Source organism: Nocardia sp. NPDC059180 (assembly GCF_042754945.1).
GTDB lineage: Bacteria > Actinomycetota > Actinomycetes > Mycobacteriales > Mycobacteriaceae > Nocardia.
Genome location: NZ_JBHZBU010000002.1, coordinates 642,373 through 655,193, shown reverse-complemented (window position 1 = coordinate 655,193; position 12,821 = coordinate 642,373). Strand labels below are relative to the sequence as shown.

Annotated in this window: 11 protein-coding genes; 8 read left to right on the top strand and 3 right to left on the bottom strand. The window is 65.9% G+C overall.

Features of this window, described 5'->3' with window-relative positions:
- Positions 1-34: 34 nt before the first annotated feature.
- Positions 35-1,249 carry an erythromycin esterase family protein gene (locus ACFXNW_RS09020; RefSeq protein WP_379417076.1) on the bottom strand — a complete coding sequence of 405 codons (1,215 nt, stop codon included), beginning with the start codon at positions 1,247-1,249 and terminating at the stop codon, positions 35-37.
- A 114-nt stretch (positions 1,250-1,363) separates the two neighbouring features.
- Between ACFXNW_RS09020 and ACFXNW_RS09015 the strand changes: the two genes are divergently transcribed.
- From ACFXNW_RS09015 to ACFXNW_RS09000, 4 genes are all read left to right on the top strand, one after another.
- Positions 1,364-2,059 carry a MerR family transcriptional regulator gene (locus tag ACFXNW_RS09015; RefSeq protein ID WP_379417359.1) on the top strand — a complete coding sequence of 232 codons (696 nt, stop codon included), beginning with the start codon at positions 1,364-1,366 and terminating at the stop codon, positions 2,057-2,059.
- A gap of 88 nt (positions 2,060-2,147) precedes the next feature.
- On the top strand, positions 2,148-2,816 hold the full coding sequence (locus ACFXNW_RS09010; RefSeq protein WP_379417075.1) for a molybdopterin-dependent oxidoreductase: 669 nt from the start codon (positions 2,148-2,150) through the stop codon (positions 2,814-2,816).
- A 189-nt stretch (positions 2,817-3,005) separates the two neighbouring features.
- Entirely contained in the window at positions 3,006-3,206 is a 201-nt protein-coding gene (locus tag ACFXNW_RS09005) for a hypothetical protein (RefSeq protein ID WP_379417074.1), read from the top strand.
- Positions 3,207-3,225: 19 nt separating this feature from the next.
- Entirely contained in the window at positions 3,226-4,713 is a 1,488-nt protein-coding gene (locus tag ACFXNW_RS09000; protein WP_379417073.1) for a DUF222 domain-containing protein, read from the top strand.
- Positions 4,714-5,289: 576 nt separating this feature from the next.
- Here the strand turns inward: ACFXNW_RS09000 and ACFXNW_RS08995 are convergent.
- Together ACFXNW_RS08995 and ACFXNW_RS08990 are read right to left on the bottom strand one after the other, a co-directional pair.
- Complete coding sequence (locus tag ACFXNW_RS08995) at positions 5,290-5,484, bottom strand: hypothetical protein (RefSeq protein WP_379417072.1); 195 nt, start codon at positions 5,482-5,484, stop codon at positions 5,290-5,292.
- Positions 5,485-5,668: 184 nt separating this feature from the next.
- Positions 5,669-5,839 carry a hypothetical protein gene (locus ACFXNW_RS08990; RefSeq protein WP_379417071.1) on the bottom strand — a complete coding sequence of 57 codons (171 nt, stop codon included), beginning with the start codon at positions 5,837-5,839 and terminating at the stop codon, positions 5,669-5,671.
- Positions 5,840-6,146: 307 nt separating this feature from the next.
- On the opposite strand from ACFXNW_RS08990, the gene ACFXNW_RS08985 reads away from it, so the two are divergent.
- The 4 genes from ACFXNW_RS08985 to ACFXNW_RS08970 all read left to right on the top strand — a co-directional run bounded on the left by ACFXNW_RS08985 (position 6,147) and on the right by ACFXNW_RS08970 (position 12,798).
- Positions 6,147-7,037, top strand: a complete 891-nt coding sequence (locus ACFXNW_RS08985) for a helix-turn-helix domain-containing protein (protein WP_379417070.1) — start codon at positions 6,147-6,149, stop codon at positions 7,035-7,037.
- Positions 7,027-7,236, top strand: coding sequence for a DUF397 domain-containing protein (locus ACFXNW_RS08980; protein WP_379417069.1), 210 nt, complete (start codon positions 7,027-7,029; stop codon positions 7,234-7,236). Before ACFXNW_RS08985 ends, ACFXNW_RS08980 begins: the two co-directional genes overlap by 11 nt.
- 617 nt (positions 7,237-7,853) lie before the next feature.
- The gene (locus ACFXNW_RS08975; protein WP_379417068.1) at positions 7,854-9,266 is read left to right on the top strand and encodes a glycoside hydrolase domain-containing protein; all 1,413 of its coding nucleotides are present in this window, start codon (positions 7,854-7,856) and stop codon (positions 9,264-9,266) included.
- 187 nt (positions 9,267-9,453) lie between these two features.
- On the top strand, positions 9,454-12,798 hold the full coding sequence (locus ACFXNW_RS08970) for a WD40 repeat domain-containing serine/threonine protein kinase (RefSeq protein WP_379417067.1): 3,345 nt from the start codon (positions 9,454-9,456) through the stop codon (positions 12,796-12,798).
- Positions 12,799-12,821 lie beyond the last annotated feature (23 nt).

Genomic DNA, 12,821 nt, shown 5'->3' with positions numbered 1-12,821 from the left:
CTCCTGAGTAGGGTTATTCGGGCAGTACCCCAACTCACCACCGGCGCTGTCCGTCGGTGTCGGCGACGAAGATGACAGCGTCGGCGCCCTCCACGTCGGCCGGTTTCAACGGGATATGACCGGGCACGATCGGTTCGCCCGTGCCGATCGCCGGGTCGAGCGCGGCGCGCAGGTGCTGTGCCGGGAACAGGGTGCGGCGGGATGTTGTCGCTTCGGCCAGCACCCCCTGGAGGGTGCCCGGTTCACTGTGCGGATTGGCATCGGTGGCCAGGAAGACGTAGCCCTCACCGAGAGTGAGCGCGACGAGAGCGCCTGCGCTGCACCAATTCACCTCATCCCCGCCCATCGACATCGTCGACCGCGCCGGCTGGAGGTGCACGTTGTGCGCGAACACCAGGCTCGGCCCGCGCAGCTGCTCCTCGGCGCGGATGGCGAGCAGGTTCTCGGCCATCATCTCGGCGCGCAGGCTGAGCAGCGTAGCGGTGCGATCGGGTCCGGGGCTCGCCATGGCGGCGTGATAGCGCAGCAGGCCGAGCGCGGTGCGCGCGTGTGCGCAGCCGTGGTCGTAGCCGGTCGGGTCCACGGGGCGCAGGATGGGTGCCGCGCGGCGCAGCGCGCTCGCCAGGTCGTCGGCGACGATGCGCAGGGCGCGAGCGCGGTCGGAGTTGCCGATGGAGGCCGACGGGTCGTACATGGCCGCCTGATTCGTCCAGTCGGCGTCCTCGCCCAGTAGCGCGTCGAGGTCTCGGGCAGACTCCGGTCGCAGCGCCGCGGGCAGGTAGTCGGCAACTGCGGACAGCGCCGGCCGTGGACTCGGTATATCGGTCTGATCACCCGGTGAGTCGAACCCGTGGAAGCGAACCCGATCCTGAGGCGCACGACCGGAATTGTGCGCGCGAAGCCATTCGACCAGTTCGCGATTGCCCGGGATGGCGCCGAAGTGGTGGCTGAACCCGGTCGAGAGCACCGCGTCGATCTCAGTGTTCGCACCGTTGACGTAGTCGTCGACAACGGACGCGGCGAACCTATCGATCTCCAACACGATCGACCGGTAGCCACGTTCGACCAGATATGCGAGGAGTTCGTTGCGCAGCAACGGGAACGCCGCGATCCCGTGGGTCGGCTCGCCGAGCGCGAGTAGGGTCGGCGGCTCGTCGCGGGCGGCGAGTAGTTCGTCGACGGCACGGCCGAGGCTTGCCGCGTCGTCGAGTTGGCGGCCGAACTCATGCAGTGATGTGGCAGTAGACATGCAAAACCCCTTTTCGGAAGGAACTACCTTTGACGGTATCGTTGAAGGTTCGAGTGAGACTTCTGCTGAGATTTACAGCAGGCTCTGATTAAAAGCCTCAAATGGAGGTGCACACTGCGACCCATCGACCTTGCCCGTGAACACGGTTTGTCCGCCCAGGCGATCCGCAACTACGACGACGCAGGCATCCTCCCGCCCACCGAGCGCAGCGAGACCGGCTACCGGCGCTACACACCCCTGCACGCGCAGGCCCTGCGCGCGTTCCTCGCGTTGCGCGGTGGCCACGGACATCAGCGAGCGCTGGAAATCATGCGTGCGATCAACCGCGGTGACACCGACTCGGCCTATCGGCTCATCGATTCCGCGCACGTCGCGCTGCTCGACGAACGCCACACACGTACCGAGGTCGCGGCAGCTCTGGGCGCACTGTCCACCACACCGCCGACCCCGGTTCCTGGACGGCCGTTGACCGTGGGTGAACTCGCCCGCCGCATCGGTGTGCACCCGGCGACACTGCGTACCTGGGAGGCCGAAGGCATTCTGCACCCCGAACGCGACCGGGTAACGGGCTATCGCGAATACGGCCCGGACAGCGTCCGTGACGCCGAGATCGCGCGGCAGCTGCGCCAGGGCGGCTACCAGCTCTCTCAGGTCGGCCAGTTTCTCGTTCAGCTGCGCGAGGCGGGCGGGGCGGACGTGCTTGCCGCCTTTCTCGACTCCTGGCAGAACCGGCTGACCGCGCGCAGCCGCAATCTCCTCGCGGGCGCGGGTCAGCTCGATGCCTACCTCGGCATGCTCGAATCGGCGTAGTCGGGCGGTCCAGTAATTGTTCTCGACCTCGCTGTACTCGCGAGGTACGCTCCTATCATATACGGCCCCGTATAGATGGAGGATCGACATGGCACTTCCCCCGGGCCAACGCGCCGTCGACGGATTCCCCCGCTTCGGCACCCACCTCCACCACCCACCTCCGGACGTTCCCGCCGACCCTGTGATCGAGATCGGCGGGGCGCTGGCCGAGTCCATCACGCTGTCCGTGGCCGAACTCGCAACGTTGCCGCGGCGAGAGATCCGAGCCGACTTCCATTGCGTCGCCGGATGGTCGGCCACCGACCTCCTCTGGGAAGGCGTCCCCTTCGAGACCCTCTACCGCACCCGGGTCGAACCGCTGATCGAGGCGGGTGACTCGATCAGCCACGTCGTCTTCGAAGGCCTCGACGGCTTCCAGTCGATCGTCCTCCTCGAAGACGTACTGGCCGACAACGTCCTCATCGCCGACCGCCTCAACGGCCGACCACTCGACAGCGACCACGGCGCCCCAGTCCGCTTGGTCAGCCCCCACCAATACGGCTTCATCAACACAAAGCACCTCTCCCGCATCGAATTCGACACCACCGAACCCCCGATCCCGGACCGCTGGTCGCCCCTCGCTTCGCATCCCAGGGCGAGAGTGTGGGAAGAGGAGCGGCACCGCCATCTGCCTGGACGTTTAGTGCGGCCGATCTACCGGTCGCTGATCGGGCCGATCCGCAAGTTGAGTGCGCGGGGGAGTCGCGTGTCGCGGTGATTCCGCGCTGATGCGTCCGTCGACCGACCGCCCGAGCCGTGCGCCGGTCCGGTCGCCAGCGCACTGGGCGGATAGTCATCTGACGTCCGCGAAAGCGAGACAGCGGCGCTCACCGAACTGCGCCCGCATCCGGCAACCGTTCCGCCTGCGGTCACCCGGTCACCCAGTGGGGGGGGGGGGGGCAACCTCGTGGACCGTGATGATCTGGTTTCCGCCCGCATCAAGTTCGCCGAATTGTTTCCCGCCGCAGTCGGTTCCGCTGTCGTCCTGGTTACTGCGCCGCCGGTCGGCAACGGGTCCACGCCGCACGAGGCGACGCATCACCTCACCAAGCCTGCAACCGGGCGCATCGTGAGTGACGTTCTCGATTCCGCTGTTGCTGAGACGTAACTCGAGGTAGAATTCGAACATGCATTCGAGTGGGGGGATTGGGGAAACGGGCATCGCGGCACGGTTGCGCGCCGCCATCACCGACCTTCTCGACGAACCATTGACTGGATTGTCGGATGGCGGTGTCATCGACCTGATGCGGGATGTGGAGCGCTGCACCCGGATGCTGACCATGGTGCGCCACCGCCTGCTCGTCGAAGCCTCCGATCGGTCCCTGCCCGCCCGGCACGGGTCGAAGTCGTTGAAGCGGTTCCTGATGGAAACCCTGAACCTGGCCGGCGCAGACGCTGGTTCGCGGGTGCATCAGGCGCAGACGGTTGCCACGTTCCACGACATGGCCGGAGAACCGGTCGACCCGCTCCTGCCCCACACCGCACGCGCACTGACTGCCGGGGACATCTCCGCCGACCATGCCCGCGGTATCGCGACAGTCATCAATCGGGTTCCGCGCGGAGCGTCGGCCGATGACCGCGCGGCGGCCGAGGAAGTTCTGACCGAGTTCGCTCGCACCGGTTCACCGGACGATATCGGCAAGGTCGGCGACAAGATCCTGGCCTACCTCGACCCCGACGGCCACCTGACCACCGACAACGATCGCGCCCGCATGCGTGGCATCATCATCGGTCGTCAACGCCCCGACGGCATGAGCCCGATTCGCGGAGACATCGACCCGGTGCTGCGCGCGTTGCTGGATCCGCTGCTTGCGAAGTACGCCCGCCCGGGCATGTGCAACCCCGACGACCCCGCCTGCCCAACCGGCCCCGAGTCGCTAGATCCGGCGCTCCTGGCCGAGGCCGCTGCCCGCGACCACCGCTCGCCCGCACAACGCAACCACGATGCACTCAAAGCCCTGCTGGAATCCGGGGTGATCGCCGACCAGCTCGGCACCCACCGCGGAGTGCCAGTGGCGACGATCCTCACCATGAGCATCGATGACGTCGAACGCGCCGCCGGAGTAGCGACCACCGCCACCGGCGGCACCATCCCCATCCCCGACGCCCTCACCATGACCCAACGATCACAACCCTGGCTCGCGGTCTTCGACCACACCGGACTCCCACTACACCTCGGCCGAACCAAACGCCTTGCCTCGCGGGATCAGCGGTTGGCGTTGATCGCCGCACTGAAAGGCTGCTCACGCCCGGGCTGCGACGCTCCGGCGAGCCTGTGCGCGGTCCACCACGTCCTCGATTACCGCAAGAACGGCAGCACCGACATCGAGAACCTCACCCTGGCCTGCGACGCCTGCCACGCGCTCATCCACGACGGGCCCGGCGGCTGGAAAACCCGCATCGAAGGCCCCCGCTCCCCGTACGCGGGCCGCACGGCTTGGATCGCCCCACCTCACATCGACCCACAGCAGAAACCACGCATCAACCACCGGCATCACGCCAACGAACTACTCGCCCAAGCGCTCTCGCGCATCCATGTTCGCAACGAACACGCCCGCGAACAACACCGACAATGGCGCCGCCAACAAACACGGCCGCGACCGGCCGCCGCTTGAATCAGCGATAATCCCCCGGCGAGCATTCTGCGTTGGGCGAGAGTGAGGGAAGCGGCGCGGCGCCGTCATCTGCCTGGTCGAGTGGTGCGGCCGATCTACCGGTCGCTGATCGCGCCGATCCGCAGGCCGAGTGCGCCGGGGGTCGAGGTCGAGGCGGATGTGCGGGATCTCGCCGGTGCGGAGCGCAGAAGGTGCGCAGGGCCACCGACTGTCGGCGCGGAGGTAGCCGATGGCGTGTGGGCGAGGATGGAGGTGGTCTCCCGGTATGGGTTTCGGAGGAATTGTCAGAATGGTGTTTTCAGAATGGCTGTGAGTCATGGGAAATGGCCGTTCGTCAGGGCATGCGGTCATCCGGGAATGCAGAAAATAAGGTGATGCCGGGAATGCAGAAAATAAGGTGATGCGCGGGCGGCGGGGGAGCGGTGTGCGTCGGCTGGGTGCCGGAATCACCGGAAGGGGCCGGTTCGCTCGCGGGCGAGAAATATTGTCGCCGTGCGGTTCGCGGCGAATACCGCTGGGAATATTCCGGGCGGAATTGGCGACGGTTGAAACTGCGAATCGGATGCGGAACGCGTGTTATTCGCTCAAGTATTTTTCGATGTCGCCCAGTGAGTCCGCCGAGTACAGTTTGACGCCGTCTGCTGCGTCGAGTAGAGCCCACCGGTTCTCGTCCGGGTCGGCGATCAGTTGATAGCCGGCGCGGCGGGCGCGGGGTGTGAGGAAGCGCAGTCGCGCCGCCGTTTCGGGGTCTGTGGGCGGTGGCTCGTTCACTGGGCTCGGCTCCTGTTCTCGGTGTCGGGCTGCCAGTTGCGCAGTGCGTCGGCGAATCGTGTCAATGATCGAGTATCGGTGATGACGGGGCAGGTCAGTGGGTGTTTCGGCAACGGGACGCCGGATCGGCCCGGGTTCCGTCGCGGCAAAGGCACTTTCACGAATAGCTCCAAGGTGATCGGTGTCAGAAACCCATGTGCGGGCGGTCGGCGGGCATCATGCGGCGGTCAGCTACCAGGCGCGCCTTGGCTTGCTGCTTGATCGGGCACACCGACACCAGGCAGTCGATATGCGCCTGCATCACCCGATGCGCCTCGCCTGCGGTCATGGACGGCACACGCTGGTGATCAGTCACGGGGACTCCGAACATCTTCGGCACCTCTAACTTTCCGGAACGCGGATGAATGGGTGTGCCCGGCGGTACCGCCGACTATTCGCGGTGGGGACTCGGCGCACCGTGCGGAGGGGCGTCGGCTGCGGTGCGTAGTCCTATTCACCGCCGGACACGCAGTAAGTAAACACTGAAATTTCTCGCTTCTGGCGTGTCTGTATGCAATTGGCGCACAATGAAATTGATCCACCTGGAGTGGTTTCTACAGACTGAATGACCGTTCCATTCAGTCTGACATGACAGTAAGCAAAGCTAACGAAAGGCGGTATCCGTGCAGACGGAATCGAACCCATCGACCCTGCCGCGCCGGGTCCTCGGGCGACGACTGAGTGAAATGCGCGAAGCAAGGGAACTGAGCCGTGCACGTGCGGCGCAGCAGGTTCAGATGGGCACGCAGACGCTGTGGCGGCTGGAGTCTGGGCGCAGCAGTGAGGTCAAGCGGATGGTGATCAAAGAGCTGTGCGATCTCTATGAATCGAGTGACGACGAGCGGCGCGAACTCCTCTGGCTCGCGGAGGAGTCCAAGAAGGAAGGCTGGTGGCAGTCATACGTCGACGCGATGGTCCCAGAGGTCGAGATGTACGTCGGCCTCGAACAGTCGGCACGCGCCACCATCACGTGGCAATCGACGCTGGTGCCAGGTCTGCTTCAGACGCCGGGGTACCGGCAAGCGGTGTGGGAGATCGCGAAGACGCAGCGGCAGCGCATCGACTTCGGGCGGGAGATCGAGCTGCTCGAAGAACGGCAGCGCCGCTTGCAGGATGCGGAGAACTTCAGCTTCTGCGCGTTCCTGTGCGAGTCCGTATTGCGTCGTCGGGTGGGTGGCGCGGAAGTCATGGCCGAACAACTGAAACGACTCATCGAGGTTGGCTCACTCCCGAACGTGTCGATTCGAGTGGCGCCCCTGGCCACGCCCAGCCACGCCGGGTTGATCAACAAGGACTTCGTGTATATCGAGTTTCCCGAACACCTGAATCCGTTGTTGAGTGAACCGCCGGTGGTGTACATCGAGGGCTTCACGGGCGATCTGTACCTGGACAAGCCCCTCGAGACGGAGACTTATCGGGCGGCTTACACGGACATCGGCCGGGTAGCGTTGGACGAAGGGGATACTCGTAGCCTCATCGAGGTGATTCTGAAGGAGGTGCAGAGTGAAATCTGATCTGTCCGACGTGGTTTGGTTCAAGAGCACGCGCAGCACCGGCAGTAAGGAGTGCGTCGAGGTCGCGCACCTCGCGTCCGGCTTGGTCGGCCTGCGCGACTCGAAGAACCCCACCGGCCCGGCCCTGGTCTTCGGCCCGGGCGGGTGGGACGCGTTCTTGACAGGGGTATCGGAGGGCAGGTTCGAACGGCCCGCCTGACTCCAGGGGCCTTGGCGGAATCTCAGACCGCGCTTCCGAAACTCACGGCGGACTCGGAAGCGCGGTCCAGATCGCCTGGCGTCGGTTTCGGGCGGACGGATAGTTCGCCGAGGAGATCGCGTCGGCCTCAGCTGGTGGGCTGGGCGGGTATGTCGCCCAACCCTGTCGCTCACTTCCGTGGCAGTCCGAAGGTTTCAGCAGCGCCGATGATCTCGTCGGCAGACCGCACCACGGTGCCCCTCCGCAACATCGATGGTCTCGTGGTCAGAACAGCCAGAATCCCATCTGGACACGATGCGGCTAATCGTGGCCGCGATCGGTGCCCACCTCGTATCGTGAAAGGTGCGACCTGCCACCGGGAGAGCTGTTCGGGCGCAGCGCATCCCCATCGCCACATGTTTGCCGGGATCTCGAGGCGTTGCCCTGGCAAGTTCGGACTGGGTGATGTCGAGGTGCCGGCAAGTTCGGCGTTGGGTCGTGAGGGTGTTCTCAGCTGCGGTTATGCCGGGGATCTCGGACCGCCGCTGCTCGGCTGCCTGCCCGGCTCGTCGAGTGGCGTCCGCTCCACCGTCTGAACGCAGCACAGGTCGGCTCGACGAGGTGCAAGGAGAACGGTTGTGCAGCTGCTGGACTTCTCAGCAAGCCTGATCGATCCGCAGGCGATCGTGGATGCCGGGTACGGCGGTGTGATCGGCTACTTTTCAGAATCTCGGCCGGGGACCGACTTCGGCGCCAAGCCGCTGCGGCGCGACTATTGCGACGCATTGCGTGCGCACGGGCTGGAAATCGTCTCCAACTACCAGTACGGCAAGGGGGATACCTCCGATTGGCTCGGCGGCTACGACGCCGGTGTCCACCACGCCGAAATCGCGGTGCGCTTCCACACCGAAGCCGGCGGGCCGCAGCGGCGACCGATCTACGCACCAGTGGACTCGAATCCCACCCTGCAACAGTGGAACAGCTTGATCGCGCCGTTCCTGCGCGGCTGGGCCAGTGTGGTCGGCCTCGAGTGGACCGGTATGTACGGCAACGCCCGCTGCATCGAGTGGGCGCTGGAGGACGACGTCGCCCGGTGGTTCTGGCAACACAACTGGTCCGGCGACCCGGACATCAATGTCGATCACCCGGCCGCACATCTGCACCAGATCGAGATCGACTCCCGTCAGGTCGGCGGGGTGACCGTCGATGTCAACTCCGTGCTGAAGCCCGACTACGGGCAATGGTCGCTCGCGAGCAGCGCGCCGCCCAAGCCGGAATTTCGTGAGATCAACGAGATCGGAGTCTCCCCGAACTGGCATTCCCGTGAGGGCGCACCGGTGCTGTGGTGGCTGCTGCACACGCAGGAAGGCAACGGCACCGCCGAGTCGCTGGCGAATTACCTACAGAACTCGTCCAGTGGTGTGTCCTACCACTACACGATCGACAACTCGGTGACCGTGGTGGATGTCGTGAATACCGATGTCGCGTCGTGGTCGGTCCTCGACGCCAACAACCGCTCGATCAACCTGTGCTTCGCCGGGAGCCGCGCGGCCTGGTCCCGGCAGGAGTGGCTCGACAATATGAGCCGCGCGATCGACGTCACCGCCTACCTCGCCGTGCAGGACTGCCGCAGATACGGCATTCCGCCGCGAGTCATCTCACCCGCGGAACTCGGCGCCGGGCAGGCAGGCATAGCCGACCACTACGCGATCACCGAAGGCCTCGGCGTCGGCTCGCATACCGACGTCGGTCCGAACTTCCCCTGGGACATCTTCTCGGCGGCAATAACCAAGTACGCGAATGGAGCTGACATGTCATTCCTCGAAGAGACCATCACCAACTACCGAGGCGACATCGTCACCGTCGGCACCTTGCTGCACTACCTCGATAAGCACGTCGGCCTGACCCTCGACCAAGTCGCCGGCCCGAACACCTCCCGAGGCGCGGACTTCCCCGGCTGGGAGTCCCTCGGCGGGCGGACCGTCGTCGAGGCCCTCGCCGCGATCGGCGAGAAGCTCGGCATCGAGGGGTTCGGCAATACTCCCACCTGACATGCGGTCGGCGAACCGCCAGGCACCCTCCAGGACTCGGACTGTGTTCGCGCAGAGGTGAAACGAGTTCGACAGCCCTGCCGGACCCGGCCTCTCCGGGTAGGTTTCCGATGTCGTGGCCAGAGCGCATCTGACCGGGACTCGGCCGATGGCCGGAACCTCGCGGATTGGGTCGGAGGAGAATCGGGTGGCCGAGGGCAGGGCGTGGCAGTTCGGCGACGTAATCGACGGGCGCTACCGAGTCGATGACATCCACGACGACGGCGGCATGGGCCAGGTATACCGGGTGCGGCATCTCGAATGTGGTACGGATCTGGCGGTGAAGTGTCCGCGCCCGGAACGATTCGACACCGAGGAACAGCGCGAGCGATTCATTGCCGAGGCGGACACCTGGGTCTCGCTGGGCCTGCATCCGAATGTATGCGCGTGCCACTATGTCCGCGACCTCGATGGCATTCCGCGAGTGTTCGCCGAGTACGTCGCCGGTGGAAGCTTGCGGGACTGGATAAGGGACCGACGTCTGTATGCCGGTGACCCGGCCGAGGCCCTGGCCCGCATTCTCGATATCGCAGTGCAGATCGCGTGGGGGTTGGCGTACGCACACAGTCGCGGTGTCGTCCACCAGGATGTGAAGCCCGGCAATGTGCTGCTGGACCCGACCTCGAGCGGAATTGTGGCCAAGGTAGCCGACTTCGGTCTGGCGCGCGCCAAGGCCGCGGGTGCGGACGCGACCGCGGAGCAGGTGCACGGGAGGAGCAGGTCGGTGACGAACATGGGCTGGACCCCCGCGTATGCCTCTCCGGAACAGGCTCGGCGACAGCGGTTGGACTTTTCCACTGACGTCTACAGTTTCGCCGTGTCCATGCTGGAGATGTTCACCGGTGGACGTCGGTGGGGCTCCGGGTTCGAAGCGGGCGCCGCACTGGCGACTCGATGTGGTCATTCGGAGCCCGGAATTCCCGAGCTACCGCCGAAACTGGCTGATCTGCTGGCACATTGTCTGCGCCATAACGCGCAAGCTCGACTGGGCTCCATCGCGGAGGTCGCCAAGCAGCTCGTCGACATCTACGAAGCGGAGATCGGCACAGCGTATGCGCGCCCCGTGCCGGCTGCCGCTGATCTTCGGGCCGACGAACGCAACAACCGCGGCGTCTCCTGGCTCGACCTCGGCAAAACCGCCGAGGCATACGCGGCCTTCGATGACGCGCTGGCCGCCGACGCCCAGCATCTCTACGCCACCTACAACGCCGGTCTACTGCGCTGGCGTCGTGGCGAGTGCACTGATGAAGACCTAGTCGCCGCTGTCGAAGCGACCGCCGCCGGCATCGTTGACGCCGACGAGTTCCGGCGACTGATCGCCGGGGTGCACCGAGAACGCGGCGACCATCGGCGGGCGGACACGGGGATCGATCCGGAGCCGGTGGTCTCCGCCGCCGTGCTGGAGGGCGCCCGGCGTATCCCCTGGTACATCCACCCGGAGCCCGCCGCGGTCTACGACCCGGTTATTCAGATGATGGTCAAGCCGTCGCGGCCGTCGATCCAGGTCCGGTTCACCGGTGACGGCCTGCGTGCGGTGACCGTCTGCGATGGCGTTTTGAGCACGTGGGATGTCGAGACAGGCCGATGCCTGCGAGCGGTGGCCGACACTACCCACCGGGACGGAGGCAGCGTGTACCTCGCGATCACCGGCGACGGTCGGTATGCGATCACCGCCGGGGGGACTGCCGTCCGATTCTGGGATGTCGACAACGGCCGCTGCCTGCGGACCTTCGATGCTCAGGAGAATCTGAGCCAGCCACTGCACTGGCCGAACTCGGTATGCCTCAGCGGTGACGGCCGGGTCGCGTCAGCGGCGTATTGGGACGGAACTGTGCTGATCTGGGACTTTCGCAGCGGCGAACTCCGGCAGACCCTGATCGGATCGCCACAACATGCGACCGCGGCACTCGGTCACGATGGGCGCCTGGCGCTCACCGCGGGACACCGGGATTCCACCGCGCGGCTGTGGGAAGTCGACACCGGCCGCTGTGTCGGCGTACTCGACTGCGCTAAGGGGGGCAACACGACGTGGCTCAGCGCCGATGCGAACACGGCGGTGGTGGCGGGTGAGAAGAAGATCTGGGTCTGGGACGTCGACACGGGACGGATCCGTATCCTGCGCGGGGCGGGCAGGCTGGCCCGCGCGTCCGTGTCCGGCGGATACGTGGTGTCCACCGATGTCGACGATACGGTCCGGCTGTGGGGGCGTGGCAACGGACAATGCCTGCGTACCTTGCGGGGCGACGGAACGCGCCTGCTCGCAGTCCATCTCGACACCGCAGCGGGTGTGCTGCGATCCGCTTGGCAGAACAACCTCATGCGCTGGTGGGCGGTACCCCCGCGATACTGCGCACCTACCCAGCTGAGCAAACCGCGCAAGCACAACGAGCTGAGCCTGCTCGCCGGCACGGTATCCGACCTGATGGAGCGGGCACGGTCGGCCACGGATACGCGTGTTGCCCTGACACTGCTCACCGAGGCGCGGGCGGTACCAGGGTTCGAGCGGGATCCAGGAGTGATCGCGGCCTGGCGAGATCTCGGCGGTTCGATCGCCCGGGTCGGACTCCGCTCCGCCTGGTACACAGGGGCTCTCGAGGCAGGTCGCCTGCAATATGCGTTGGCGGTGAACGGGGATGGGCGGGTCGCGGTGTCCGGCGGGCACGGCGTCCGGGTGTGGGATCTGGACAATCGAACTTGTCTGCGGGAGATCGACACCGGGCACAACCTGGTCCGCTCCGTCGCTGTCAGTGCAGATGGGGCACGCGCGGTCCACAGCGTCGGTGGAGCCATTACCGTCTGGTCGGTCGCTACCGGTGAGCGCATCGCTGTTCTCGACCACCCGCTGACGCTGGGCATGACCACGATCGACCGAGCCCGTCGGACGGTCTTGATTGCCCGGCACGACGCGATCCGGTTGTGGAACCTGGACACCGGCGCATGCGAGTTGGAGCTGCCCGCACATGCGCCGAAGACCCGTGTCGAGGCGCTCGGGCTCGGCTCGGGGCTCGCCGCTTCCGCGGGATCCGATGGTGTGACGCGGATCTGGGATCTGAATACGGGCGAATGCCGGCACACCCTACGCGGCCACACGAATTCGGTGATGTCGGTCTGCCTGAGTCCGGACGACCGCTATGCCCTCACCGCCGGCGGATACACCGACCGCACGATTCGGCTGTGGGACCTGGCGACCGGCGAAAGCCTTCGCGTCTTCGGCGACGAGCCCGACCACGTGCGAGGGATCAATTCGGTCCCCAGCGTCCCGAAGAAGAATGTGCGGTTCAGCCCGGACGGGCGGTTCGCGATCTCCGGCGGCAGCGATACCACCGTACGGATCTGGGACCTCGGCACCGGGAATTGCCTCACGGTACTCGAGGGCCACGGCGGTGCGGTGAACGGCGTCCTGATCAGTGCAGATGCCTCGTTCGCCCTCTCCGCGAGCGGGGACGGGACCATTCGGCGCTGGGAACTCGACTGGGAGCTGGCGGTGCCTTGATGCCGGACGCCTGCCGGGGCTGG